General features: G+C 63.9%; 30 protein-coding genes. 8 read left to right on the top strand and 22 right to left on the bottom strand.

Translation table 11 applies throughout. The annotated features are described in order from the left end of the window. The 3 genes from ACNO8S_RS05000 to ACNO8S_RS04990 all read right to left on the bottom strand — a co-directional run bounded on the left by ACNO8S_RS05000 (nt 1) and on the right by ACNO8S_RS04990 (nt 3,407). The gene (locus tag ACNO8S_RS05000) at nt 1–1,650 is read right to left on the bottom strand and encodes a PAS domain S-box protein (protein WP_064288461.1); all 1,650 of its coding nucleotides are present in this window, start codon (nt 1,648–1,650) and stop codon (nt 1–3) included. A gap of 263 nt (nt 1,651–1,913) precedes the next feature. Beyond that, nucleotides 1,914–2,786, bottom strand: a complete 873-nt coding sequence (locus tag ACNO8S_RS04995; protein ID WP_064288460.1) for a CPBP family intramembrane glutamic endopeptidase — start codon at nt 2,784–2,786, stop codon at nt 1,914–1,916. 72 nt (nt 2,787–2,858) lie between these two features. Then, complete coding sequence (locus tag ACNO8S_RS04990; protein ID WP_008309944.1) at nt 2,859–3,407, bottom strand: DUF1684 domain-containing protein; 549 nt, start codon at nt 3,405–3,407, stop codon at nt 2,859–2,861. 127 nt (nt 3,408–3,534) lie between these two features. Between ACNO8S_RS04990 and ACNO8S_RS04985 the strand changes: the two genes are divergently transcribed. Next, entirely contained in the window at nt 3,535–4,194 is a 660-nt protein-coding gene (locus tag ACNO8S_RS04985) for a DnaJ domain-containing protein (RefSeq protein WP_014039985.1), read from the top strand. A 72-nt stretch (nt 4,195–4,266) separates the two neighbouring features. On the opposite strand, the gene ACNO8S_RS04980 is transcribed toward ACNO8S_RS04985, so the two are convergent. Then, a complete protein-coding gene (locus ACNO8S_RS04980) occupies nt 4,267–5,121 on the bottom strand; it encodes a UbiA family prenyltransferase (RefSeq protein ID WP_023843193.1) in 855 nt (284 codons plus the stop codon). A gap of 52 nt (nt 5,122–5,173) precedes the next feature. Continuing rightward, nucleotides 5,174–5,545 carry a hypothetical protein gene (locus ACNO8S_RS04975; RefSeq protein ID WP_129754994.1) on the bottom strand — a complete coding sequence of 124 codons (372 nt, stop codon included), beginning with the start codon at nt 5,543–5,545 and terminating at the stop codon, nt 5,174–5,176. Between the two features lie 167 nt (nt 5,546–5,712). On the opposite strand from ACNO8S_RS04975, the gene ACNO8S_RS04970 reads away from it, so the two are divergent. Beyond that, on the top strand, nt 5,713–6,108 hold the full coding sequence (locus ACNO8S_RS04970; protein WP_050007744.1) for an OsmC family protein: 396 nt from the start codon (nt 5,713–5,715) through the stop codon (nt 6,106–6,108). 55 nt (nt 6,109–6,163) lie between these two features. On the opposite strand, the gene ACNO8S_RS04965 is transcribed toward ACNO8S_RS04970, so the two are convergent. After that, nucleotides 6,164–7,447: an FIST signal transduction protein gene (locus ACNO8S_RS04965; protein WP_420182578.1), complete on the bottom strand. Its 1,284-nt coding sequence runs from the start codon at nt 7,445–7,447 to the stop codon at nt 6,164–6,166. A 175-nt stretch (nt 7,448–7,622) separates the two neighbouring features. On the opposite strand from ACNO8S_RS04965, the gene ACNO8S_RS04960 reads away from it, so the two are divergent. After that, nucleotides 7,623–8,069 (top strand): DUF5799 family protein, encoded by a 447-nt coding sequence (locus ACNO8S_RS04960; protein WP_050037794.1) that lies wholly within the window; start codon nt 7,623–7,625, stop codon nt 8,067–8,069. On the opposite strand, the gene ACNO8S_RS04955 is transcribed toward ACNO8S_RS04960, so the two are convergent. Beyond that, on the bottom strand, nt 8,066–8,215 hold the full coding sequence (locus tag ACNO8S_RS04955; RefSeq protein ID WP_008309953.1) for a DUF7557 family protein: 150 nt from the start codon (nt 8,213–8,215) through the stop codon (nt 8,066–8,068). The two genes, ACNO8S_RS04960 and ACNO8S_RS04955, sit on opposite strands and share 4 nt — an antisense overlap. Nucleotides 8,216–8,334: 119 nt before the next feature. Here ACNO8S_RS04955 and ACNO8S_RS04950 point away from each other — a divergent pair, with 119 nt between their 5' ends. Then, nucleotides 8,335–9,117 carry a class I fructose-bisphosphate aldolase gene (locus ACNO8S_RS04950; protein WP_004962592.1) on the top strand — a complete coding sequence of 261 codons (783 nt, stop codon included), beginning with the start codon at nt 8,335–8,337 and terminating at the stop codon, nt 9,115–9,117. Nucleotides 9,118–9,120: 3 nt separating this feature from the next. Then, a complete protein-coding gene (locus ACNO8S_RS04945; protein WP_420182577.1) occupies nt 9,121–10,248 on the top strand; it encodes a hypothetical protein in 1,128 nt (375 codons plus the stop codon). Between the two features lie 37 nt (nt 10,249–10,285). On the opposite strand, the gene pfkB is transcribed toward ACNO8S_RS04945, so the two are convergent. The 11 genes from pfkB to ACNO8S_RS04890 form a co-directional block, all read right to left on the bottom strand. Beyond that, entirely contained in the window at nt 10,286–11,194 is a 909-nt protein-coding gene (gene pfkB, locus ACNO8S_RS04940) for a 1-phosphofructokinase (protein WP_420182576.1), read from the bottom strand. Next, nucleotides 11,191–11,952: an HTH-type transcriptional regulator GlpR gene (gene glpR / locus ACNO8S_RS04935; protein ID WP_014039978.1), complete on the bottom strand. Its 762-nt coding sequence runs from the start codon at nt 11,950–11,952 to the stop codon at nt 11,191–11,193. Before glpR ends, pfkB begins: the two co-directional genes overlap by 4 nt. Before the next feature lie 88 nt (nt 11,953–12,040). Continuing rightward, nucleotides 12,041–13,024, bottom strand: a complete 984-nt coding sequence (locus ACNO8S_RS04930) for an isocitrate/isopropylmalate dehydrogenase family protein (protein ID WP_420182575.1) — start codon at nt 13,022–13,024, stop codon at nt 12,041–12,043. A 469-nt stretch (nt 13,025–13,493) separates the two neighbouring features. Beyond that, on the bottom strand, nt 13,494–14,234 hold the full coding sequence (locus ACNO8S_RS04925) for a DUF6293 family protein (RefSeq protein WP_014039976.1): 741 nt from the start codon (nt 14,232–14,234) through the stop codon (nt 13,494–13,496). A 273-nt stretch (nt 14,235–14,507) separates the two neighbouring features. Continuing rightward, on the bottom strand, nt 14,508–15,152 hold the full coding sequence (leuD, locus tag ACNO8S_RS04920) for a 3-isopropylmalate dehydratase small subunit (protein ID WP_014039975.1): 645 nt from the start codon (nt 15,150–15,152) through the stop codon (nt 14,508–14,510). Further along, nucleotides 15,149–16,570: a 3-isopropylmalate dehydratase large subunit gene (gene leuC / locus ACNO8S_RS04915; RefSeq protein ID WP_064288455.1), complete on the bottom strand. Its 1,422-nt coding sequence runs from the start codon at nt 16,568–16,570 to the stop codon at nt 15,149–15,151. Before leuC ends, leuD begins: the two co-directional genes overlap by 4 nt. Continuing rightward, nucleotides 16,567–16,833, bottom strand: coding sequence for a hypothetical protein (locus tag ACNO8S_RS04910; RefSeq protein ID WP_023843192.1), 267 nt, complete (start codon nt 16,831–16,833; stop codon nt 16,567–16,569). The genes leuC and ACNO8S_RS04910 overlap by 4 nt, the downstream gene beginning before the upstream one ends. Further along, nucleotides 16,826–17,857 carry a ketol-acid reductoisomerase gene (ilvC, locus tag ACNO8S_RS04905; RefSeq protein WP_050037790.1) on the bottom strand — a complete coding sequence of 344 codons (1,032 nt, stop codon included), beginning with the start codon at nt 17,855–17,857 and terminating at the stop codon, nt 16,826–16,828. The genes ACNO8S_RS04910 and ilvC overlap by 8 nt, the downstream gene beginning before the upstream one ends. Next, nucleotides 17,850–18,437, bottom strand: coding sequence for an acetolactate synthase small subunit (ilvN, locus tag ACNO8S_RS04900; RefSeq protein WP_008309974.1), 588 nt, complete (start codon nt 18,435–18,437; stop codon nt 17,850–17,852). Before ilvN ends, ilvC begins: the two co-directional genes overlap by 8 nt. A 14-nt stretch (nt 18,438–18,451) precedes the next feature. Continuing rightward, nucleotides 18,452–20,206 carry a biosynthetic-type acetolactate synthase large subunit gene (gene ilvB / locus ACNO8S_RS04895; protein ID WP_420182574.1) on the bottom strand — a complete coding sequence of 585 codons (1,755 nt, stop codon included), beginning with the start codon at nt 20,204–20,206 and terminating at the stop codon, nt 18,452–18,454. A gap of 345 nt (nt 20,207–20,551) precedes the next feature. Further along, nucleotides 20,552–21,796 (bottom strand): LeuA family protein, encoded by a 1,245-nt coding sequence (locus ACNO8S_RS04890; protein ID WP_014039970.1) that lies wholly within the window; start codon nt 21,794–21,796, stop codon nt 20,552–20,554. A gap of 127 nt (nt 21,797–21,923) precedes the next feature. Between ACNO8S_RS04890 and ACNO8S_RS04885 the strand changes: the two genes are divergently transcribed. After that, nucleotides 21,924–22,226 (top strand): DUF5779 family protein, encoded by a 303-nt coding sequence (locus ACNO8S_RS04885; protein ID WP_044951757.1) that lies wholly within the window; start codon nt 21,924–21,926, stop codon nt 22,224–22,226. A gap of 115 nt (nt 22,227–22,341) precedes the next feature. Here the strand turns inward: ACNO8S_RS04885 and ACNO8S_RS04880 are convergent, their stop codons facing one another. Both ACNO8S_RS04880 and ACNO8S_RS04875 read right to left on the bottom strand, forming a co-directional pair. Further along, nucleotides 22,342–22,620 carry a hypothetical protein gene (locus tag ACNO8S_RS04880; protein WP_420182573.1) on the bottom strand — a complete coding sequence of 93 codons (279 nt, stop codon included), beginning with the start codon at nt 22,618–22,620 and terminating at the stop codon, nt 22,342–22,344. A 167-nt stretch (nt 22,621–22,787) separates the two neighbouring features. Further along, nucleotides 22,788–23,474 carry a VOC family protein gene (locus tag ACNO8S_RS04875; protein WP_044952185.1) on the bottom strand — a complete coding sequence of 229 codons (687 nt, stop codon included), beginning with the start codon at nt 23,472–23,474 and terminating at the stop codon, nt 22,788–22,790. Nucleotides 23,475–23,595: 121 nt separating this feature from the next. On the opposite strand from ACNO8S_RS04875, the gene ACNO8S_RS04870 reads away from it, so the two are divergent. Together ACNO8S_RS04870 and ACNO8S_RS04865 are read left to right on the top strand one after the other, a co-directional pair. Next, nucleotides 23,596–24,276, top strand: coding sequence for a hypothetical protein (locus tag ACNO8S_RS04870; protein ID WP_014039966.1), 681 nt, complete (start codon nt 23,596–23,598; stop codon nt 24,274–24,276). A 47-nt stretch (nt 24,277–24,323) separates the two neighbouring features. Next, nucleotides 24,324–24,734: a hypothetical protein gene (locus tag ACNO8S_RS04865; RefSeq protein ID WP_151103170.1), complete on the top strand. Its 411-nt coding sequence runs from the start codon at nt 24,324–24,326 to the stop codon at nt 24,732–24,734. 19 nt (nt 24,735–24,753) lie between these two features. On the opposite strand, the gene ACNO8S_RS04860 is transcribed toward ACNO8S_RS04865, so the two are convergent. Both ACNO8S_RS04860 and ACNO8S_RS04855 read right to left on the bottom strand, forming a co-directional pair. Beyond that, on the bottom strand, nt 24,754–24,963 hold the full coding sequence (locus ACNO8S_RS04860) for a ribbon-helix-helix domain-containing protein (protein ID WP_008309988.1): 210 nt from the start codon (nt 24,961–24,963) through the stop codon (nt 24,754–24,756). A 44-nt stretch (nt 24,964–25,007) separates the two neighbouring features. After that, complete coding sequence (locus ACNO8S_RS04855) at nt 25,008–25,172, bottom strand: hypothetical protein (protein WP_008309989.1); 165 nt, start codon at nt 25,170–25,172, stop codon at nt 25,008–25,010. Between the last annotated feature and the right edge of the window lie 95 nt (nt 25,173–25,267).

Genomic DNA, 25,267 nt, shown 5'->3' with positions numbered 1-25,267 from the left:
CTAGGGTTTTAGCGGCCACTGGATCTGTCCGTCGCGTCGGCTCAGTTCGTATTTGAGCCAGCGGGCGAGCAGTTCGACGAAGGCCTGTTCGTCCTGTCTGAACGGCTCCGACCGGGGGTCACGAGCAACGAAACAGACCGTCCCGAACAGCTCGCCGTCGACTTCGATTTTCGCACCGAGGTAACAGCCGATACCGTACCGCCGGTATGCAGGGTCGTCATCCAGATCTAGTCGCTCGGCGTTGTAGATAGAGAGTAGACCGTCGGATTCGACGGTTCGTCGGCAATAGGTCTCGGAAAGCGATGTGATGTCGCCGGGGGCGGTGAGAGACGGTTCGCCGCTGGTAGCGATTATTTCATGCGTGCCCGCCTTGGGATCGATTGCGACGAGATGGCCCTGATCGACGGCAAGATACTCGACACCGAGTTCCAGTACGTCGACTAACCGCTGTTCGAACCGGCGATCCAAATCGTTCGTGACCTCGTAGAGTTTCTCTCGGTAGCGTTCGGCCGTCGCCTGTAGCCGCTCCCGTTCGATCTCCTCCGTGATGTCCTTGACCACTTTCGCAAAGCCACGGGAGTCGCCGTTTTCCCGGAGTTCAGTGATGGCCACATCTGCCCAGAACGTGCTCCCGTCCTTCCGAACGCGGAGCCCGCGGTCGGTGGCCTTGCCGCATTCCCCGGCTTCTCGCAGCAGTTGGTCGGGAATGCCGTCGGCCACCTGTTTCTCTGTGTGAAACGTCGAGAAGTGCTCGCCGAGGATATCAGATTCCTCGTACTGCATGAGCTGTTTCGCACCGGCGTTCCACGACTGGATGAGGCCGTCGGGGTCGAGCAGAAACATCGCGTAATTCTCGACCGCATCGACGAGTAGCCGGAACCGCTCGCGCTCGTGTCGCAGTTGTTTGTCGAGTTCTTCGCGGTCAGTCCGGTCACGGACTACGCAGACGGAGCCGTCATTTGCGATACTCGCGACGGTGTGCTCGCCGATGAACTGTGTCCCGTCGGCGCGTTCGAGCAGTGTCTCACCCGTCCACGTCCCGTTCTCGTTGACAGCCGGGAGTATTTCATCATCGACCGTTTTGAGGCTCTCTGCCGAGTGGATTTTCTGCCAGTGTTCGCCCAGAAGCTCGTCGCGCTCGTAGCCGAACGTGGCTGCGTAGGCGTCGTTCAAATAGGTGAACCGACCCTCGTCGTCCAGTGTGCTGATGCCGTCCCAGGCCGCGTTCATTGCGCGGTGACCACGCGTGACTTGCAGTTCGTCTCTGCGGGCTTCGACCGCGTTTTGCACCCTGTTCGCTAGCACCGTGTACTGGGACGTTCCCGGTTCCTTCTGGATATAGTCCGTGACACCTGCGGAGATTGCCTCGGCCGCGATCTCTTCGCTGCCCTTCCCAGTGTAGAGGATGAACGGAAGCTTCGGTGCGTCCTCGCGAATCCGTTCGAGGAACTCCAGCCCGTTCATGCCAGGCATATCGTAGTCGCTGATAATACAGTCATACGTGTCCTGCGGGCGGTCCGTGATGACCTCGTCGACCCGCATCGCGGTGTCGACGCTGAATGAATCCATGGCCCGCTCGAGATATGCCGCAGTTAGATCGGCAAAGTCCGGTTCGTCATCGATATGTAAGACGCGCACTGAACCAACCATCTGTTTGAATGTTGTACAAAAACGCTAATAAGACGTTTGTCATTTCAAAGTAATATCTCCGATTCAGGTTCTGCTACTGGGTAAAAAGTCGAGAGCGTGATAAAGTGTTAGTTCGGATATAACGCCACTGTAAGCCCCGTTTGAACTGTTTTAGGTTTCACACGATCATGAAAAAGACCAACTCCCTTGCGTGTGCAAGCCAGGCAACCAATCACATGATTTACAAACGTACTATAGTACGGGCCTGCTGGGGCAGGGGCCGGTCAGAACCCGCTGTTACTGAGGACACCCGCGGCGGACGAGAGTTCACCACTGAACTTCACGGTGACGTAGAGGCCAGTAAACAGCGTGGCGTTGTACGCGCCGTGGATGAGTGACGGAACGACGATGTTGTCTGTGTACTCGTAGGTTGCACCGAGGATGAGCGACGGAATGAGGAGGGCACACACCCCGACAAGTTTGCCCGTGACCGACCCGCCACTGAGGGCGGGGTAATGAATGCCGGCGAAGATGACGCTCGCGATGGCGACGCCCGAAATCGGGCCGAAGTAGTCCCGAATGCGGCCCTGAACGACCCCGCGGAACAGCAGTTCCTCGCCCGGACCGATGAGGAGGAACGAGGCGGGAATCAACAGGAGGAGGACATCGGGGTTCTCCATGCCGATCTCCGCGGCCTGATTGGTTGCCGTTTCGATGCCGAACATCGAGACGAGCGTTGTGATGATGACGGCTACTACCACGAGTCCGACCATCGCGCTGGCGTAGCCCAGCACGACGATGACGGCCTCGCGGAAACTCGGTACAGAAACACCGATAGTGAACGTCCCGGTGTCTGGCGGATACGAGATGAGTTCGCGGAGCTTCGACCTGATTACCGGCCTGAGCTTGATGTATGCGTACGCAATAGCCGGGAAGGCGATGCCCTGAATCGTTACCAGTCCAAGGACCAGCCTCTGTACTTGCGTTATCTGAACACCTGTGCCGAGTGACAGCGAAAAAGCGATGGTGAGGAGCAGGACCGAGCCGAACACAAGTCCTGTCCCACCCAGCCAGAGCGCCGACAAAAGCGTAAACCCGTACTGGAAGGCCTTCAGGGCCATTTGAAAGACTGGATCTTCCCGGGAATCCGTTGCCATACACTGCTTTGGTCGTGGCGATGTGTAAACAATTCGTTTGGTGTTGGTGTCGTGACTGCCGGCAGAGACGCCTCAGTCGATCCGCTCCCCGGCCGTCACCGCAGTGTCGAGCCAGTTCGACTCCGGCGGGAGCGGACAGGAGAAGGTGTCGCTATAGGCACAGAACGGCGAGTACGCGAGGTTGAAATCCAGCGTAATCTCGTCGCCGTCGCTCAGGTCGCGGTCGGGTTCCAGTTCCATGTATCGGCCGCCGTCGTAGCTCTGCTGTCCGGTGGTCTTGTCCCGGAACGGAACAAAGAGCGTCCGGGACTCGTCGGCGGCCTGCCGGAACGCGTGGAGTTCGCGGGACTCGCCGTCGAGGTCGAACGACAGCGTCGCGACGTGGAGATAGCGCACCGTTCGGTCGTCGCTCGTCTCCAGATCGACTGACTCCGGCGTCTCGTGGACCGTAACCGTCGCCTCGACCCGATAGTCGTGGTCCGGGTCGAAGTAGCTGAGTCCGTCGAAGTCGTCGCGGTCTTCCGGCGGAATCGGGGATTGGCGGTGCTCCGCGAAGAACCGGTCTTTCTCGTCCCGATTCGCTTGCAACTGTGTCTCCCAGTCTTTGGTGTCTTCGTCCATACAGAGACGGTGGCGGCCACGCAGTTTCAGTCCGGCGACTCGGCGACAGACGAGCGATATCGCAGCGTGAGGGAGTGGGTACCTTATTATACGCCTAGTCCAACTGGATAAATACACAGGGGTGTGTATGGAAGCGACGTTCTACGGTATTCTGGGGGTGGACCCAGATGCCACCGAGGAGACGATAGTCCGCGCCTACCGGGAACAGACGAAAGCGCATCACCCGGACGTGAGTGACGACCCCGCCGCGGGAGAACGGTTCAAGCGACTCACGCAGGCGAAGAACGTGCTCACGGACGAGGCCGAGCGAGCGCGATACGACCGGCTCGGTCACGACGCATACGTCAACAGGCACGTCGACAGCGGCGCGGACGGCGGAACAGCCACGGGCGGTGTCAGTGACATCGCACAGCAGTACGTCGACCAGCGGGTCGACACAGGGACGACGGGCGGGGCAACGGCGAAAGCGACACAGCGGCCCACCCAGACTCGTGGCGGAAGCACGGGCTACGGGACTGCCACAGAGTACTACAAGCCCGGCCAGCGAGTCCGGCCGACACAGCCGTCGGGAGTCGAGACGCTGCTCGATTCACTGCGACGTATCGGTCCGTGGCTATTCGTCCATCTGGCCCTGCTGGTCTGTACGATCATTGCCGCCGTGCTGCTCGCAGTCGGTGGCCTCACCGGGGACCTCTCGCCGGTTGTCGCCAGCGTCATGGCCGTCTCGATGGTGACGATATCGCTGGTCGTCTCAGCGACCCACATGCTCACACACATTTCAGGCTGACCGACGAGGTGTGGTTCGAGCGAGTGCAGTTGCGGCTAGCTGCGAGGCGAGCGACTTGCAGAACAGCCACACTCACGCTAGCGGTCGGAACCAGACAGCAGTGACGAGGACGGCCAACAGGAGATACGACCCGCGAATCAGCAGCATCGTCGCGGTTTCGGGGTCGCCTCGTTGGGCGATAGCCGCAACCGTCCCGAAGACGAGCGCAGCCGCCGCGGCGCTTGGCGGAACCCCGGGCAATGCCACGGACAGCCCGACAATTCCGAGGAGGCCCGCGCCGAACAGGCCGAACGCGAGCCGCCGAGCGCGTTGGTGGCCCAGGACGACGGCGACGGTCCGTTTCTGTATCGACCGGTCGTAGTCGTAGTCCTGCTCGTCGTCGATAATCTTGATGCCGGTCAACAGCAGGAGGAACACGGCCGCGAGACCGAGTGCTCGCGGTGTCAGCGTCGTCACCTGAGCGTAGTAGCCGCCTAGCAACGCCAGCGCGATGCCCGTCGGGTAGCCCATCGTCGCGCCGACGGGGTTCATGTCCAACTGCGGCGCGTGGGTGTACCCGATGACCCAGGTCGGAAGCGTCAACAGCGCCGCGCCGGGACCGACCAGCAGCCAGATGGCCGCCGTACAGAGCGCGAAGCCGAGGGCTGCGCCGATCAGCGCCATGCGACAGCCCGAACCAGTGAGCGGGTGGTCGTCGTCCTCGCCGCGGACGTGGAAATCGACGTAACCGTCCTTGACGTGAGCCGTGTAGACGGCGAAGAACATCGCACCCGCGTGGAGCGCGGCCACCGGCGGCCAGAACCCACCGGAGAGCAACCCACCGAACAGCGAGGTCGCGAGTGGTGGCAGCATAAACACCGGATGGACCTGCGAAGCAAGGGCACTCACGGCCGCGAACGGACCGGTTTCGTGTCGGGCGACTGCCATACGAACTCAAGGCACGGCTGTGGGAAAAATCCCCATCCGCGTTGTTTCGGTACTACCGCCAGTTCGACCGGTCCAGCACGAACCCCGAGATGTGCGAGGCCAATTCTCTGGCAGCCCGTTCGGTGTCCGCGTGGAGTTCGCCGGACACCGGGCCGGCCTCGCCACCGACGCCCTCCGTCTCCGATATCGGGTCCGTGGTCGTCGGGTACGGTCGGCGGGACCGGACACGGTCACGAAGCGCCTGCACGGTGGTGTCCGAGAGTTCGTAGGACAGGTGCTGGAGGTCGTACCGGACGATGAACCCCCGCGTCGCGTCCCTGACGGCGAGGACCGGCTGCCCCCGGTCCCGACAGCGTTCCCAGATCTCGCGCTGGTGTTCCCGCGTGGCGTACACCGGCACGTTCGACGGGGCGAGGTGTTCCATTGCTCATTTGTAGGGACTGGAGGTGTATTATCTTTCGGCAGTGCCCGGCCAGCCGGTTTACCCGCGGTAGCCCGGTGCCACGCTGGTGAGTCACTGCGTTTCGCGTCCGCAGGCAGAAATGCCACGCAGGAAATGTTTAGGGGGAGGGCTGTGTCCACAGGAGTGCTATGGCAGATATCGAAGTCGAGAGTACGTGCGAGGAAGGATACACAGTAGAAAGCGTCATCAACGGCGAATGGGAGCTTATCGTCGACGCGCTGAGCGAGAACGGTCCGTCGCCGAACGAGGTGCTTGCCGCCGACTACGCCTCCTGTTACATCCCGGCGCTACGCGTCGCGGCCGACAAGTACGGGCACGAGGACATCGGCAGCGTCGACGTCGAGGTCGCCGCAGGTCTCGACGAGGACGACGACCTGGAGTACATCGACTTCCACGTCGAGGTCGAGGAGTCACTTGCCGACGAAGAGCAGGACATCGTGGAACTCGCTGAGGACATCTGCCACGTCCATTCGGCGCTGCAGGACGAACTCCACGCCGAAATTACCATCGAGTCCGGCGTCTGAGCAGGCAGGAACAGGGGGTGGCGTTTATTTTTCGCTGATAGTAGGCTTGTCGTCGTCACTCCGGGAACAGCAGTATGACTGAGGACGTGTTGTGATAGCCAGTGTAATCCTCGTCGGCCGAGCAGACTTCGCCGTAGGTTTCGAAGCCGGCGAAGGGCGCGTCGATAGCGCTGTGAATCGTGTCGACAGCGTCGTCGAAGTCGTCGCCGAGTATCATCGCACGGCAGGCGCAGTCGTACACGAACCCGCCCGCGACGCTTCCCCCGCCGAGTTCGTTTGCGGCGTTGGTCGCGGCGTTCCGGACGGCATACACCTGATCGGATTTGTTGCTGTGAGTCACCCGCACTTCCGTCCCCTCGGAGACGGTGACAGCGAAATCCAGCGGCCCCTCGGTGTCGGTTGTATGACCCGGCCACCGGATGTTGTACCCTTTCGTCGAGATGAGTTTGCTCTCGATGAAGGTCTTGATCCGGGAGGCGAGTCCGTCCGCATCCGCGTCCGGTTCCGATTCGATACCGAGTTCGTAGCGGCCGAGCAACATGACGAGATCCTCGGACCCTGCTTCCAGCTCGTCGACGTCGATGTCGTACGTCTCCATCGCATCCTCTCGAATTGCGTCTCGCCAGGCCTCGAACGCAGGCCTGCCGTCGAGTTCGTACACGGTGCTCCCCTCTGCTCGGGTTACCGTCATCGCCTCGGAGATCGGTTCGTGGCCGTGGTTGACTGTCACCGGGAGCGGGTCCTCTGAGGCAATGAGCGCGAGGACGACGGCGTCCGTCTCGATCCGGTCGTTCCGGAAGACGTGGGTCTGCTGTAACTGGAGGTCGTCGCCCGCAGACCCCCCGACGACAGGCGTCTCCTCGTCGTCGAGGTACTGCTCGGTGAGTCGAGTGACTTTGTTTCCGATTCCGGCCATGCCGTCGTGAAGGTTGATGAGCGTTCGATGCGGGTACCCATCGACAGCAGGGTCCTCGCTCGCGGGGAGGTCGTGAACGGCTTCGAACAGACAGCGCTCGGGATCAGCGCTGAGTTCGGTCGAGAGGCTGGAGAAGAACCGCATCGAGTCCGACGAAACGACGCCGACTGTGACAGTTCCGTTCCCCGAACCGGCTTCAGTGAACTCTCCAGAGGACGAACAGCCCACGATTTCGGTATCTGAACCGACAACACTCCGAGCGCCCCACAGCACCGCCTCGTAATCGTATGTCGGGGAGCAGAAAATCTGACAGAAGTCCGGTTCGCTGGCCGAGATGGCGTCCATGGCTTCCCGTATGGCGTCCATAGCTGCGGCATCGCCAGAGTCCCCCGTCGCCTGCCCTGTCCCAAACTCAGTAGTCATTGAGATGCAAGTATATCGTGAGCTAACTTAACATATTGGAACCGTTTTGAAGACAATAAGACGTGGCAGTGGGTCGGCCGGAGACGTAACAGTCTGCCCAGAAACGGTGCTTTTTACCGTAGAACACCGCACGGAGCGGGAAACGCTCATACCGCCGGCCCGCAAACACCAGTCCATGAGCGATTCAAACTGGACCGACCGCATCGCCGGCGAACGGATGGCGGTCGACCAGCGGTTCAACGAACAGGTCAAAGCGTCGTCGTTCTCCAGCCAGCAGTGGGGGCTCGTGATGACTGCAGTCGAGTTCGAGATCGAGAACCCGGGCGACCCTGACGCCGCTCGAATCGTCGCCGATACCTCGAAGCTCTCTAGCGTCATGCCCGAGATGGAGCGGGTCGCCAACCAGGGGCCGATGGGCGGACCGGGCGGTGACCAGTCCGGGAGCTCGGGCGGCCTCCTCTCGGGAGTCAAGGACGCACTTGGACTGGGTGGGTCCGGCGGCGGCAACAAACAACAGGAGGAAGAAGCGGCACGCCTCGCACAGGCGTACGCTGAGCAGTTGCAGGAGAAACTGGAGTCGAACGGGCGCTGGAAGTCCGTCTGCGAGCAGGCCCAGGGTTAGTACTCGTCGCCGCCGTGGAACAGCGTTAGCTCCTCGGCCTCGTAGATGTTGATGAGTTCCGTCACGATGTCGTCGTACGATTCGTCCTCGACGCGGAGGTCGTCGAGGCGGTCCACTGTCTCGGCGTCCAGTTCCACGGATGGCATACCCGAACCTTTCACTGGAACACACTTAATTCCCGCCCTCGCTCAAAAACGAACGCGAACAGTAGTAACAAATCAGAACCGAAAACTGTTAATGGTCGTTCTCGGTAGAAACACGACACATGCGACCACTGGGTGACTCACCGCTCGTACGGAACGACAAGACGCTCGTGCTGGCCCACGACCACGGGCTGGAACACGGTCCCAAGCAGTTCAGCGGCGTCGAGGAGCGCCTCGACCCGCGTGAGGTGTTCGAGATGGCGACCCACGACGCCGTGACGGCGCTGGCCGTCGGCAAGGGCCTCGCCGAGACGTACTACCCGAGCTACGAGGACGACGTGAACCTGCTGGCGAAGCTCAACGGCGGGTCGGACCTCTGGATGGGCGACCCGTACTCGCCACAGAACTGGTCGGTCGACTACGCCGCCGAGCTCGGTGCCGACGCCATCGGGTACACCGTCTATCCGGGCGTCAACCGCGAGACCGACATGTTCGAGGACTTCCGCCCGGTGCAGGAGAACGCCCGCGACCACGACCTGCCGATTGCGATGTGGTCGTACCCGCGCGGACAGGCCATCAAGGAGCACCGCAGTCCGTCGACCATCGCCTACGCGGCCCGCATCGGCCTCGAACTCGGCGCGGACTTCACGAAGGTCAAGTATCCGCGTGACAAGGAGGCGATGGCCCACGCCGTCCGCTCGGCGGCCGACAACCGCGTCCTGCTCTCCGGTGGCTCGAAGACCTCCGACCGGGACTTCCTCGAACTCGTCGAGGACTGTATGGACGTCGGCGTCGCCGGCCTCGCCGTCGGCCGCAACGTCTGGCAGCGCGACGACCCCTACGACATCCTGGACAAGCTCGAAGGCGTCATCTTCGAGGACGCGACAGCTGACGACGTCCTGTAGGCCATGGACGAGGAGACGCGCCGAGCCGTCGCCGCGGCAGACGAAGCGTTGCCCGATAGCGACGCGCTTCCCGACGCTATCGACGCCGGTCGGGTCGTCTTCGGCTTCGACGGCTACCTCGACCGCGTCCGGGAGGTCGTCGCGGACCGCATCGACCCAGAGAGCCACGAGCGCCTCGCCACGCTGGAGGGGTTCGGCGACCGCATCGACCGCTCCGTCGCCGCCGACAGCTCGCTCTCCTTCGAGTGGCTCCAGCAGGGGAGCCGGACCGGCGGCCACACCAGCCACCTCGCGCGGGCCTTCGGCGGCTGGTCGTTCGACCCCGTGATGGTCGGGATGTACGGTGACCCGGTCCACGACGCCTTCGAGGCGGAGTTCGGCGAGTACGACCTCCACTCAATCGGCGAGCCCGGCGTCACCGACGCCGTCGAGTTCGACGACGGGAAGCTCATGCTCACCGAGATCGGCGACACGATGTCGCTGGACTGGGCCGAACTCGACGCGGCCTTCGGCCACGACCGACTGGCCGGGAAGCTCGACGGCGCGAGTCTGTTAGGGACTGGCTACTGGTCCGAGACGCCGGACTTGCCGACGGTCTTCGACGGGCTCCGTGACCTGTGGGGCGATATCGACGACCCGCCCGAAACAGTGCTTGTCGACCCCGGCGACGTGCGAAAGCTCGACGCCGACCGGCTGCGCGCCGGCCGGGAGGCCATCGGGCGGCTGGACGAGGTGACTGATGTGGTGATCTCCTCGAACCGTGCTGAAACGGGTGTCCTCGCGGACGCCTACGCCGGCGACGCCGAGCGGTCGTTCGCCGACGACGCCGAGGCAGTGTTCGAGGCGCTGGAACCGACCTGGTTCGTCGGCCACGGCGTCGAGCGGTCGGTCGCCGTCTCCGGGGACGGTACCGATAGCGTCGCCGTCCCGGCCGTCCCGGACCCGAAACTGACGACCAGTTCCGGCGACCACTTCAACGCCGGACTGGGGCTCGCGCTCATCGCCGGCCTCCCGCCGGCGGCCGCCGTCGTCGTCGGCAACGCCGTCGCCGGCTACTTCGTCCGGACCGCGGACCAGCCGTCGCTGGCCGACGTGCGTGCGTTCGTCGACGACTACCTCGAGAAGTTCTGAATTGCTGTCCCCGCTTTCTACGAATCTTTTGTGCCCGCTACAGCCGTCGGACCGTCACGCCATCCCGGAGCGAGTCGATATCGCCCAGGTCGGGAACGGCCGTGCCGGCCTGCTGGACCACCTGCGAGGAGACGGCCACGCCGGTCCGGAGCGCCGTCTCGTCGTCCGCGCCGGCTTCCCAGGCGCTCAGGACGCCCGAAAGGAGCGCGTCGCCGGCCCCGACGGTGTCGACGACGTCGATGTCCAGCGCTTCGGCGTACAGGTTGCCCGCGTCGCCGACGAGGACCGCGCCGTCCGCGCCGAGAGAGGCCAGCACGCGGTCGAAGCCCCGCTCCCGGAACTTCTCCGCCGCGTCCGCACACCCCTCGACCGTGGAGACGTCGGCCCCGGTCGCGTCGCCGAGTTCGGCGCGGTTCGGCTTACAGAGGCCGTACTGGGCGTCGAGCTCCCGGAGGACGTCGCCGCCGGTGTCGACGATTGTCTCCCAGTCGCCGCCGGCCGCGATGCGGTCGATGGCGGCCGGGGACAGCCCCGGCGGCAGGCTCCCACCGACGAGCACCCGGTCGGGGGACTGTGCCCGCACCTGTTCGAGCAGCGAGTCAACGACCGACTCGCCGACGGTCGGCCCGGCCTGGTTCAGTTTGTACTCCTCCGCGGCCGCGATAGCGGTGGTGTTGAGCCGGGTCGTTCCGTCCACGTCGACGAAGGCCGTCTCGACGCCGTCGTCCTGCAGGGTCTCTCTGATGAACGAGCCCGTGAACCCACCCAGCAGTCCCGTTGCGACGCAGGGACGGTCCATCGCGGTGAGCAACTGCGCCGCGTTGATGCCCTTCCCGCCCGCGTCGAACTGCGCCTCGTCGGCCCGCATCACACGATCGGGAGCCATTTGCTCGTCGAACTGAATCGTCTGGTCGACGGCGGGGTTGTAGGTGACGGTGACGATCATGTGCTGACCTCCTCGACGGTCACGTCGGCGTCCGCGAGTGCCGTGGCGAGCGCCCCTGATGGACTGGCATCAGTGACCAGCAGGTCGACCTGGTCCAGATCAGCGAAGCTGACGAAACTCCGGTCGCCGAACTTCGACGCGTCGGCGACCAGCACGACCCGGCGGGCGCGCTCGACCATGATCTCCTTGACGGCCGCCTCGTCTTCATTTGGCGTCGACAGCCCGGCAGCGCTGTCGAGGGCGTTCGTCCCCAGAAACAACAGGTCGAAGTTCATTCGCCCGATGGCTCGCTCGGCCATCGGACCGACGAGCGCCCGGGTCCGCGGTCGGAGACTTCCACCGGTGAGTTTCGCATCGACGTCTCGCTCGGCCACCTCGGTGGCGAGTTCCGGCATATTCGTCGCCGCGACGTAGTCGGTGTCCGGAATCGCGCGAGCGACTTCCATCGTCGTCGAGCCAGCATCGAAACAGACCACATGGCCCTCACGGACTTCCTGTGCGGCTCGCTCGCCGATGGCCTGTTTCTCCGCGTAGTGGTCAACCTCGCGCTGGCCGTACGGTCGTTCGGTCCCGGCGGAGGACGCCGGTACTGCGCCGCCGTGGGACCGCTTGATGCGGCCTTGCGACTCCAGGTCCCGGAGGTCACGGCGTATCGTCGCCTTCGAGAACTCGAGTTCCGCGGCCAGTTCCGACACTGAACAGCCGTCTCGCTCTGTCACCAACTGGACGATAGTGCGCTTTCGCTCGGCCGGGAGCATTCTCTCTGCTGTGATTGTTTCGCTTCGGTTTTACCTCTTTCTATCGGACCGTGCTTGTTTCTGCCCGGATAGAACGCGAGAAAACTGCCTACAGCTCGTCGATTACCGCGGCGGTCACGTCCTCAGTGGATGCGTCGCCGCCCAGATCCGGCGTTCGGGGACCCGAGTCGAGCACGGACTCGACGGCCGACCGGACAGCATCGCCCTGCTCGTCGTATCCGAGGTGGTCGAGCAGCATCGCGGCGGAGAGAATCATCGCCGAGGGGTTTGCGATACCCTCGCCGGCGATGTCCGGCGCGGAGCCGTGGACCGGCTCGAACAGCGCGTTCTCCTCGCCGATGTTGGCCGACGGCAGCAGACCGAGGCCGCCGACGAGGCCAGCGGCGAGGTCCGACAGCATGTCGCCGGCGAGGTTCGGACAGATGACGACGCCGTAGTCCTGCGGGTTCATCACGAGGTGCATCGCGAGCGCGTCCATCAGCGCGGTGTCGTAGGACGCGTCCCGGTCCTCGCCGACCGCCGAGGCCGTATCGAGGAACAGGCCGTCCGTGGTGCGCATGACGTTGGCTTTGTGGGCAATCGTCACGTCGTCGTACCCGTTCCCCTTCGCGTAGCTGAAGCCGTACTCGGCGATTTTCTCGGAAGCGTCCTCGGTGATGACCCGGGTGCAGGTGGTGACGCCCTCGGAGATTTCGCTCTCGATGCCCTTGTAGACGCCCTCGGTGTTCTCCCGGATGAACACGATATCGGTGTCGGGCTGGACGGCGTCGAGCCCCGGATACGAGCGGGCCGGGCGGACGTTGGCAAAGGAGCCGACGACCTGCCGGAGGGGCAAGATGACGTCGGCCGCCGTCTCGCCGGCCGCGCCGAACAGCGTCGCGTCGGCGTCGGCCGCCAGATCGCGCGTTTCTTCGGGCAGCGCCTCGCCGGTTTCTGCCTTCACTGCGTCGCCGGCCGCACCTTCGACGAAGTCGAAGTCGACGGCATCGACGGCCTCCAGAACCTCGACCGCGGCGGGTGTGACCTCCTGTCCGATCCCGTCGCCGGGAATAACGGCTATCTCGTGTGTCATAGCAGGAGGCACGTAGTCGGCCGGTGAAAGTGGTTCGGTTCGCTGTCTCACACGCAGCGCTCGGGCGGTGGCAGCGTCAGTCGAGCGGGAGTTTCCGGAGCGGATCCGAAGCGGTTGACTCCGGGGTCCGCCATACTCGTGGAACGCGTCAGTGGTGGACCGTCTCGACACGGCGAGCCAGAGGGTGACTCTGGGTCGAGACAGGGATGGCAGCGCGGTGGCACGGCTCCCCAGCGAGCGCATCGAACTGGTGGAGGGCCGAAGCGACGGGAACAGCGCGTCGCCAGGGACCGTGCGCACCCGAGTATTGTGGTGGTTAATATGTATTTACTACCACAATACTATGGAAACTACTGACACCATAGATACTACAGATACAAAAAATACAATCAATACTATCGGTCCAGCAGGGACCACTGCTGTCGAAGCAACGATACCAAGCGCCGGTCACGGCAGAGGGTGGCTTAGCTCAGAGTTTGTGTCGGAAGGCGTGGAGGACGTTCTCGCCAGTCTCGGTCAGTTCCACCTGTTTCGTCCGGCCGACATCGTTGACTTCGATGTAGCCGTCCTCGACCAGTGGGTCGACGATGTTGGCGTTCAGCAACGCGAATTTCGCCTTCTCGTTTGCCGGGTCCGCGTCGTCGATGAACGAAAGCCCGGCGTCCTCGGCGAACCCGATGAGGTCTGATTTCTTGGCGGTGTAGGTGTCCGTGTTCGTCCGCTTGAGATAGTCCAGTACTGCGACCTGATCGCGGGAGATGGCTTCGATGGGGTACGACGGGAGGACCTCCGCGCGCTCCATGCCGCGAGTGAGTGGCTCCGCTGAAATCGGCGGGACGTGTTCCTCGGGATGGACGTAGTAGGCCGTCGCCGCCGTCGCCATACACGCGATAGCGCTTCCGATAGCCGCCACTTTCGGCCCGCTGGAGACGTTGACGCGCACGATATCTTCCGGATGGTCGGCGGTCAGCGTCGTCACGACCGCCAGCACGTCGTAGAGGTCGTGTAGATCCGCGCAGTGCAGGTCGACGCTGACACCGTTGGCGTCCAGTTCTTCGACGAGTGCCTGCTGGTACGGCGTCAGCCGTGACGGCTCCGTCGTCGCTGTGAGGAGGTACACGTCGTCAGCGTTGTGCTGGTGAATCGGTTCGGCGATCCGGTCGCGTTCGTGCCCCAGCGGCGCGATGTGTATCTCCCGAATCTGGTCCATGCAGGAAGAACGCGCCCCGCACAGCTATTGGTCTTGCCATCTCCGGGACAGACCTCTCCTGTGGCACGACCGTCGGATTACCGACCTGGCCGTGAACGGAAAATGATCGCGCTGCGCTCACGGCACTGCCGTTCGCGCGTTCGAGGTCGCAAGCGACCTCGCTAGTCGTCCGCTTCTGCGAACCGGACGCTCGCGCTGAGAACACGTACAGTGGTCCGCTGGCGCTCACGGCTATGCCGTTCGCGCATACCGAGGTCGCGGGGCGACCTCGCGTTAATCGTCCGCTTCGATATCTGACCGCGTCTGGTCGAGGTACGGCAACTGCGAGGCCGTCTCCTCGATAGCGTTCCGGTTGGCCTTCATCAGCGCCGTCGTGTCCCAGTTGCCCTCGACGAGGGCTTCGCGCTGGGCGCGGTCGACGCTGACGTTGATCTCGTTGTCGCCGTAGGTGACTGTCTCCGCCCGCACGTCGACCTCAATCTCGCCGTCGGGGTTGTCATCAACCCATTGCTGGAGCGCGTTGATCGTCTCGTGGTCGGCAGTGACCGTCGGGATGCCAAGCGCCAGACAGTTCCCGGCGAAAATCTCGGCGAAGCCCTCTCCGATGATCGCGTCGATGCCCCAGCGCATCAGGGCCTGGGGCGCGTGTTCGCGCGAGGAGCCACAGCCGAAGTTGTTGTTGACGACCATCACGTTCGAGTCCTGGAACCGCTCCTCGTTGAACGGGTGGTCCTTCTCGTTGTCCTCGTCGTCGAACCGCAGGTCGAAGAAGGCGAACTCGCCCAGCCCGTCGAAGGTGACGACCTTCATGAACCGCGCCGGGATGATCTGGTCCGTGTCGATGTCGTTCCCGCGAATCGGGATGCCAGACCCCTCGACGTAATCGACCGACGGGATGTCTTCAGTGGGGTCACTCATGCCAGAGCCACCTCCTCTAGGTCGCGCACGTCAGACACCTCGCCGGTGATGGCCGCAGCGGCCACCATCCGTGGGTTCATCAGGACGGTCCGGCCGTCCTTGCTGCCCTGCCGGCCGACGAAGTTCCGGTTGGAGGAGGAGGCACAGGCCTCGTCGCCCTCCAGTTGGTCCTCGTTCATGCCCAGACACATCGAACAGCCGGCGTTTCGCCACTCGAAGCCGGCTTCCTCGAAGATGTCCTTCAGGCCTTCTTCCTCGGCGGCGCGCTGGACGCGCTGGCTGCCGGGGACGACGAACGCTCGCACGTCGTCGGCGACTTCGCGGCCCTTGACGATGCGGGCCGCCCGTCGCAGGTCAGGCAGCCGAGCGTTGGTACAGGAGCCAAGGAAGGCAACGTCGATGTCGTAGCCCTCCATCGTCTCGCCGGGCTCGACGCGCATGTGTTCCTGAGCGCGACGGGCGGTGTCGACCTTGTCGTCGGCCAAGTCCTCGGGCTCTGGAATCGGATCGTCGATGCCGATGCCCTGACCGGGCGTGGTTCCCCATGTGACGACGGGGTCCAGTTCGCTCGCGTCGATCTCGACGACGTCGTCGTATTCGGCGTCGTCGTCCGAGCGGATGGACTCCCAGTACGGCTTGAGTTCCTCGAACTTCTCGGGGTGCTCCTGGAAGTAGTCCGTGCCTTCGAGCCACTCGTAGGTGGTCTCGTCGGGGTTGACGTAGCCCGCGCGAGCGCCGCCCTCGATGGACATGTTACAGATGGACATCCGGCCTTCCATGTCGAGGTTCTCGATGGTCTCGCCGGCGTACTCGTACACGTAACCGACGCCCCCCTCGGTCCCGAGCCGGCGGATAATTTCGAGGATGATGTCCTTTGCCTCGACGCCCTCGTCGAGTTCGCCGGTGACCTCGATCTTGCGGACCTTCTGTTTCTCCATCGCGATGGTCTGGGTCGCCAGTACGTCGCGGATCTGGCTCGTCCCGATACCGAACGCGAGCGCGCCGAACGCGCCGTGGGTCGAGGTGTGGCTGTCACCACAGACGATGGTCTTGCCGGGCTGGGTGATACCCTGCTCCGGGCCGATGACGTGGACGATACCCTGGTCGCCCGTCGTTGGGTCAGAGAACTGGATACCGGCGTCCCGGACGTTCTCTTCGAGTTCGGCCATCATCGTCTCGGCCGCGTCGTCGCTGTAGGGCCGGTCCTGATTGGCGGTCGGCACGATGTGGTCGACCGTCGCGTGAGTCAGGTCCGGGCGCGCGACCTCAAGCCCGCGCTCTTTGAGCATCCCGAAGGCCTGCGGGCTGGTAACCTCGTGGATGAGGTGCAGCCCGACGAACAGCTGGTCCTGGCCGTTCGGCAGGGTCGTGACCTTGTGCTGGTCCCATACCTTGTCGTACAGCGTTCCCTGGCTCATACTGTCTCGTCCCGTCCTTCCGTTCCGCGCTCGTACGCCCGAGTGACACCCTCGTCGGGTGCTTCGTGGTCGATGTCCTCCATCGTCTCGTCAGTCTCCTCCTCCGCGTCGCGTTCGCCGCCGTCGGCGGCCACGACCGGGCCGCGGCGAAACACCGCGCCGAAGGTCCCGTTCGTCTCGGGGTGGGTGTGCTCGATGCTGCCCATCGTCGTACGCGATTCGCTCTGTTCGCCGTCCATCGTATCCGTGTGTTCCTTAGTCATCTGCTGGGGCTTCTGTCTTCTCTGCGTCGGCGTCCTCTCCCCACGCGAACAGGTCGCGCAGGTTCTCGCCGACGGCTTCGATCTGGTGGTTCTGTTCTGCGTCGCGGTACTGCTTGTAGGCGGGCCGGTTGGCCTGGTTCTCGTTGATCCACTCGCGAGCGAACTCGCCGTTCTGGATCTCTTCGAGGATTTTCTCCATCCCTTCGCGGTCGATGACCTCTTCACCGCGGGTGAGACCGCCGTACTCGGCGGTATCGGAGACGGAGTTCCACATGCCCATGTGGCCGCCCTCGTACATGAGGTCGACAATGAGCTTCAGCTCGTTCAGACACTCGAAGTAGGCCATCTCCGGCGCGTAGCCGGCGTCGACCAGCGTCTCGAAGCCGGCCTTGACCATCTCGGTGACGCCGCCACAGAGGACAGCCTGCTCGCCGAAGAGGTCCGTCTCGACCTCTTCCTGGAAGGAGGTCTCGATGACGCCGGCGCGGGTACAGCCGATGCCCTTCGCGTAGGCCAGCGACTCTTGCTTGGCGTTGCCGGTCGCGTCCTGATAGACCGCGATGAGACCGGGCGTCCCCTCGCCGCGCTCGTAGGTCCGGCGCACGAGGTGGCCGGGCGACTTCGGCGCGACCATCGTCACGTCCACGTCTTCCGGCGGTTCGATCTGGCCGTAGTGGATGTTGAAGCCGTGTGCGAACTGGAGCGTGTCTCCGGCGTCCAGTTCGTCCTCGATGGCCTCGTAGACGGCCGGCTGAATCGTGTCCGGGACGAGCATCACGACGCGGTCCGCCTCGCCGGCGGCCACGTCGGGCGTCTCGACGCGGAGACCCGCGTCCTCGGCGTCCGCCCAAGACGACGAGTCCTCGCGGAGGCCGACAATTACGTCGACGCCGGACTCGTGGAGGTTCAGCGCGTGGGCATGGCCCTGTGAGCCGTAGCCCAGCACGGCTACGGTCTCATTGTCGATAGTCGATACGTCAGCGTCCTCGTCGTAGTAGACTGTTGTGGTAAGTTCGTCAGACATCTTTCTCTAGTGTTTTCGGGCCGCGTTCCAGTGCGGCGGCCCCGGTTCGCACGATCTCCTGCACATCGAACTGCTTGAACGCCTCGATGGCGGCGTCGATTTTCTGCTTGCTGCCCGTGATTTCGACGGTGACCGAATCGGTCGACGCGTCGACGGCCTGGCCGTCGTACATGTCGGCAACGGCGTTGACGTCGTCTGGCTTCTCGCCGCTGACTTTCACCAGTGCGAGCTCTCGCCGGACGGCCTCGCCTTCGAGTTCCCTGACCGAGATGACGGGCACGAGCTTCCGCAGTTGCTTTTTCGCCTGGTCGATTCCCGGTTCCGGTTCCTCGATGAGAATCGTCATCCGGGCTGTGTCGTCGTCGACCGTTGGCCCGACGGTGAGGCTTTCGATGTTGAACTGGCGTCGGCTGAACAGCGCCGACACCTCCGAAAGCACGCCCGGTCGGTGCTTGACCAGCGCTGACAGCACCGCCTGTCGCGGCTCGTGTGTCACTTCGGCCTCGGGGTCGACGCGGATGCCCTGCATGTTGCGTCGGCCCTTCGGGCGCATCCGTTCGTCCGGCGCGGGGCCTGGCATTCCTCCAGTCATTGTTAGATCATGTCCAGATGGTCTTCGTTGAGCGCGAACTGGCCGTTGTCACCGCCGCTTGGCACCATCGGGAAGACGTTCTCCCCGGGGTCGATGTGGGCGTCGATGACGCTCGGGCCGTCGTAGTCGCGTGCTTCCTGTATCGTTTCCTCGACGTTCTCGTAGGATTCGAGCGTGAACCCGCGCGCGCCGAAGGCCTCGGCGAGCTTGTCGAACTGCGGAATCCACGGGTACTCGGAGGCCATCCGCCGGCCCTCGTAGAAGCCGTCCTGCCACTGGCGGACCATCCCGACCGCCTCGTTGTTCAGGACGACGTAGGTGATGTCCAGTTGCTCCCGAACGGCGACCGAGAGGCCCTGGACGGTCATCAAGAACGATCCGTCGCCGTCGAAGCAGACGACTTCCTGATCCGGCGCGGCGAGTTTCGCACCGATAGCGGCGGGCACACCGTAGCCCATCGTCCCGAGGCCGTGGGAGGAGACCCACGTCCGGGGCTCGGTGTACTCCCAGAACTGGGAGGCCCACATCTGGTGCTGGCCGACGCCGGTACAGACGATAGTGTCGTCCGGCGTCATCTCCGAGAACTGCTCGACGACGTACTGCGGCTTCAGCGGCTCGTCGTCGGGCGTGTCGTAGTCCATCGGGTACTCATCTTTCCAGGTCTGGCACTGGTCGCGCCACTCGTCGGCGTCCGGCGCACGCGGCATCGCGTCGAACAGCTGCCGGAGCACGTTCCGGGCGTCGCCGATGAGCGGGTAGTCAGCGTAGACGTTCTTGCTGATTTCCGCGGGGTCGATGTCGACGTGGATGACCTCCGCGTCGGGGGCAAAGGAGTCGACGCCGCCGGTCAGGCGGTCGTCGAAGCGCGTCCCGATAGCCAGCATGCAGTCGGTGTTGCTAATCGCCATGTTGGCGTAGCCGGTGCCGTGCATCCCGGCCCACTCCAGTGAGAGTTCGTGGTCCTCGGGGAAGGAGCCGATGCCGGGCATCGTCGTGATGACCGGGATATCGTACTCCATGGCGAACTCCCTGAGCGCGCTGGAGGCGTCGGCCTTGATGACGCCGCCGCCCGAGAGGATGACGGGGCGGCCGGCTTCGGCCAGCGCCTCGGCGGCTTCCTGAACGTTTTCGTCGTCTGCTTCCTCGGGCACCTCGTAGGTCTCCGGCGTCTCGGGGGCACCGGGTTCGACCTCGGTTTCGCCCTGCGTCACGTCCTTCGGCAGGTCGACCAGCGTCGGCCCCTGCCGGCCGGCGTCGGCGAGCGCGAACGCTTCGCTGACGTCGTCGCCGACGGTGTCGGAGTCGGCGGCGAAGTAGCTCTCCTTCGTGATAGGCTGGGTGATGCCGACGGTGTCGGTCTCCTGGAAGGCGTCGTTGCCGACGAACTCCGTCGGGACCTGGCCGGTCAGCGCGATGACCGGGTCCGAGTCCATGTTGGCGTCGGCGATGCCGGTCACGAGGTTCGTCGCGCCGGGGCCGGACGTGGCAAAACAGACACCGGGGTCGCCGGTGACGATTCCGTACGCGTCCGCCGCGTGCGAGGCCCCCTGTTCGTGGGCCATCGTGACGTGGTTGATGTCGGAGTCGTACAGCGCGTCGTAGACGGGCATGATTGCGCCGCCCTGAACGCCGAAGACGTAGTCAGTCCCGGCGTTTTCAAGCGCACGGATGACCGATTGTGCGCCCGTTGTGACCGGTTCCTGTTCGGTCTCCTCTGTTTCTTCCGCTTCCTTGGGGATGGATGCGCGTTCGCTCATCGTGTCAGCCCTCCGTCTGTTCGTGTTCGGGGTCGATACCGCGGTGATGTGTATGCTGCGTGCATGACTGGTGACTCTGTGGTGTTCAGGCGAATCGATTCGGCCGGGGGTGAAAATGTGAAATGAGGGGCTATAGTGCCCCTACAATACGCACGCCGAGAATAGCGGTCGCGGTGCTGGCGGGTGGTCGAACCTGACGCCCAGCAGCCGCGGTCATCACATCCAAATGCAGTTCGTCCCGAATAATAAACGTTCTGTGATAGCCGTTGGCGGACAGCCGCTCGGAACCGGGTACTCACCGGTGGCTGCTCACTCGTAGTGACGGCCGGAAGCGAGGTCATCGACCTACGCCCGGACCTCCTCGCTTTCCTCGGTCACGCCGATCTCCTCGGCGAACCGTTCGAGCACCGACATGGTGACCTGTTCCTCCGCGCCGTACTCCTTGACGCGGCGGGTCACTTCTCGGACCTCCGCCTCGGTCGGGTCGTAGCCCGCGTCGACGAGCCGCTCCCGAACCGAATGGGCTCCGGTGTGCTTGCCGAGCACGAGTTCGCGCGTGGCCCCGACCATCTCGGGGGTCATGACGCCCGGCTCGAACGTGTCGGAGTTCTCGATGACGCCGGCGGCGTGGATACCGCTCTCGTGGGAGAAGGCGTTGCGCCCGACGACGGGCTTGTTCGCCGGCACCCCGATGTCGGATTTCTCCTCGACGATCCGCGATAGCTCCGTGATGCGGGTGGTGTCAATTCCGGTGTCGACGTCGTAGAGCGACTCCAGCGCCATCACGACCTCTTCGTAGGCCGCGTTGCCGGCGCGTTCGCCGATCCCGTTGACCGACACCTGCGCCTGGCTGGCTCCGGCCTCGAAGCCGGAGATGGCGTTGGCCGACGCCAGCCCGAAGTCGTCGTGCGTGTGCACGTCGATGTAGGCGTCGGTGCAGTCGTCGACGATCTCGATGAGGTCGTAGAACCGCCGCGGCGTGGCGACCCCACAAGTGTCCGGAATGTTGATCCAGTCCGCCCCCGCCGCGGACGTAGCCTCGATGACTTCGACGAGGAAGTCCTCGTCAGTCCGAGTCGCGTCCATCGGGGAGAACATGCACTCGACGCCCGCGTCTTTGATCATCTCGACACAGTCGACTGCAGTGTCGAGTGCCTCCTGACGGGTCGCATGCATGGAATCCTGCAACTGTACGTCCGACGTCGAGACGAAGGTGTGGACCATGTCCACACCGGAATCCAGAGCCGCCTCGATGTCTTTCTCGACCACACGCGCCAGTCCGCAGGTCGTCACTCGCGTGGACTCGGCGATGTCGCGCACTGCCTCGAACTCTGCATCGGAGTTGACGGGGAACCCGGCCTCGATGACGTGGGTGCCCATCTCGTCGAGCAGCGCAGCTATCTCGCGTTTGTCCTCGTAGTTGAACGACGTACGTGGTGACTGCTCACCATCGCGCAGCGTGGTGTCGAAAATCCGTGCGTCTGTTATCTCAGACGTGGAATCCAGTGTGCCCTGGAAGAACTCGATCCGCCGGAGATTCCGACGTGCCCTCGTTGTTGGACATAAGCACCCGTAACTGGATGCTTCCACTATTTATACTTGTCCATAGGGCGGTGATATGTGCACACGACACACGGTCACGACCGCCGCCGGTGCGACTGCCGCGCGTCAGACGGTTTGGGGAGGATTTTTGCTCCGTCCGCGCATGGATGTGGCTATGAGCGATTTCGAGGGGCTGGACCTGCAGGCCGTGGAGGACCAGATGGACGAGGACCGTGACGGGGCCGGCAGCAACCGCGTCGTGCTGGGCGTCCTCGACGGGTCGGAACCGCCCGAGCAGTGGATCAACACCATCGAAAACGGGTCGGTCCTGGTTCTCAACGTCGAAGGCGACCTGAACGAACTCGCCGCCGGGTTCGCCCGGCCGGTCCGGGAGGCCGGCGGCGAACTGATGCACTTCCGCGGCTTTCTGGTTGTGACGCCGCCGGGCGTCAGTATCGACTCCGAGCGGCTGGATTGAGCGACGAACCAGACTGCGTGCTTCAACTGTCTTGTTGCGGGCGGTGCGTTTCTTGAGACAGACGTGGAAATAGCGGGAATAGTGGGTTTCGCTGACAGAATAGCTGACGTACCGGTCACGGGGAGAGGAATCGCTGCAGCAGTCCATGCCATACGCGGATACCCCGGTCCCACGCTTGCCAGTAGGTGTCGAAGAACCGGGGCGAACCCCTGTCAGTGTGGCTCGGTCGGGTCGTGATCTGGGCGTGGCAGTCCGGACAGCGGTAGTGCGTGCCGCCGTGGTGCTCGACCACCATCCAGTCGCCGTCGTACCTGCTCCGGTGCCCACAGTCCGGACAGAACAGCGTCGCCTTCGCAGGGGCTTCCTGTTCGGCTCGGGAGTCAGTCGGGGACATCCTCGGGTGAAACGTGGCCGCCGACACGAAAAGAACCTGCCTATGAGGTGTCTATACAGCTACTAATACGGGGGTAGTCATTATATTCGCTTCCGGCGGATTCACCCCCGGTACCACTGGCCCGCTACGCTAGCATCGTGGCCCGCTACGCCGACACCGGCGGTTGTCTACGCCGACACCAGCGTCAGGTAGTGGCCGTCCCGGTCCCTGATTCGGACGCCGTCCTCGACCGAGGTGACCGAAAGCGCGTCGTCAGCGACTTCCCTGGCCGTCGATTTCGGGTCTTCGGCGACGACGCCGAAGTCGACGTGAACGCCGCCGCGGGCGTCAGCGATGCCGAGCCGCGGTGACCACAGTTCCAGGTCGAGGTCGCCGGTCGAGAGCCGAACGCGGCCTTCGTCGCGGCCGTCGTCGACCATGTCGAACCCCAGCGAGGTGTAGAACGCCACGGCCGAGGACAGGTCCTCGACTTCGAGGACGAGTTCGAACAGGCCGGTGACGCCATCGCCGTCGACCGCCCGCTCGCCGAGTTCCACGCAGTTGCCCTGCGGGTCGTAGAAGTACAGCGAGCGCGCGTCCCCGAAGGTGTGTTCGACCAGGTCGAAGCGCTCGTCCAGCCGGCCGTACCAGTCGTCGTACTCCCGCTCGGGAATGGTCAGTGCGTAGTGGGTGTGGAGCCCGCCGCGCGGAACCGTCCCCGGCGCGCGGAGCCTGAGTTCGGTGTCGCCGGCCGCGAGCACGGCCTCGTCTGGGCTCTCTGAGAGTACGTCGAGTTCCAGAAAGGCCTCGTAGAACGCTGTTGCACGGTCCGGATACTTCACCTCCAGTGTGAGCCAGGCGGGCGAGGAGAGCATATCGGCACTTCGGTCGCCACCGACAAAGCCGCTGTGGACGACGTTTCGGAGGCGAAACAACCCCAGCACGCGAGTTTCCCGTTCTCGACCATTTATTCACGTCAGGCCCGTACAGAGGCGTATGCCAACCAACACGCAGGACGAAACGGCGGCGTGGCTGGAGACGAACCGCTGGGAGCGCGGCGTGAGCTACATTCCGTATCCCGACGAAATGATGGTCCGGGCGAGTCACGTCCTCAAGACGGATGCCGGCGTGTTCGTCGTCGACCCGATAGACGTCGACGGTATCGACGACCTGTTCGCCGAGTTCGGCGACGTGGCCGGCGTCGTCATCCTGTTAGACCGGCACAAACGCGACAGCGCCGCCGTTGCGAACCGACACGACGTGTCGGTGTACATCCCCGAGTGGATGTCGGGTGTCGAGGAAGACATCGACGCGCCGGTTGAACGCATGCACCGACAACTGCCGGGCACGGACTACGGCGTCCACAAGATTATCAAGAACACGTTCTGGCAAGAGGCCGCGCTGTATGGCGACGAGGACGATACGCTGGTCGTCCCCGAGGCAGTCGGGGCGGCGGACTACTTCCTCGCCGGTGACGAGCGACTCGGTGTCCACCCAATGTTGCGCCTGTTCCCCCCGAAGAAACTCTCCCGGCTGGACCCCGAGCGGGTCCTGGTCGGTCACGGAGAGGGTGTGATGGAAGGTGCCGCCGAGGACATCGCGTACGCGCTCCGCGGGTCGCGAGGCCGGACGCCGGGCCTGTACGCGAAGAACCTCAAGTCGCTCGTGCTCGGCTAAACCGACGGAAGCGACGCTGTTTTACCCGGCCCGTGCGAAGGTGTGGCGTGGTCTACGTCACACGCGGACTCGTCGAGACGCTGTTACGGCTCGCCAGCGAGGCCGAACCTGACGACGTGACGATTTCGCTGGCCGTCACGCCGGCCGGAGAACTCCCGGATGCTGACTTACCGGACGAGGCACCGGTGTTCACTGACTTCTATCTCCCCTCAGCCGGGGCCTCGGTGAAGGCGGTGTTCGGCGTCGACCTTGGAACGCCGGCCGGCCAGACACAGGGCCGATTCGTTTCCCACCCCGACGGGTACATGGGCGTCAGCAAGACCGACGACCTGCACGAGGTGATCTTCGTCGGCATCCCGCCGTGGGATATCGACGCCTTCGGAGCCTTCGACAGATCCGGGCAGGAACAGGAGGTCACGGTTCTCGACGTCGAGCCTCCGGAAAAGTATCCGCAGTAGCGTTCCGTCTCCGGAGCGGTTACTCCAAGTAGCCCAGGTCCCGCAACTGGTCGGTGATATCCTGGAACTGCGCTTCGGTCAGTTCGCCTTCCCGCTGGTGCTGGACGACGATACTCCGGAGCAGGAACCGAACGAGGTCAGAGGTGCTGGAGAAACTCGTCCCTTCGATTGTCTCTTCGACGCGCTCCGCGAGGTCCTTCGGAATCGATACTGTGGTGTAATCGGACATATCGGCACGGAAGCGTGCCGGCGGGATATGCGTTGTGTCCCAGCTTACCGCGGGTCCGTGGCCTCAGTGTCGAACTGGCCCATCGTGGCGTGATTGGTCGGCGAGAACATCTTCGGCGCGCGGCGGGACTTGCTCTCCGCGTCGTCGAAGGGCAGCGTGGTTGTCGGGTACGAGTCGTCGTTTCGGGGGGTCGTGATTCGTGTTGTCATCCTGGGGGTCGTGTCGGCCGGCGTCTGTGGTTTGTGGGCAGTGCAGTGTGAGGGTCGCGTGAGGGGCGTACATCGGATACAAGCATTGAGTATCA

The sequence above is a fragment of the Haloarcula sp. KBTZ06 genome (genome assembly GCF_048595605.1).
GTDB lineage: Archaea > Halobacteriota > Halobacteria > Halobacteriales > Haloarculaceae > Haloarcula > Haloarcula hispanica.
The sequence above is the reverse complement of the archived record's forward strand: the minus strand, read 5'-3'. Positions and strand labels throughout refer to the sequence as shown.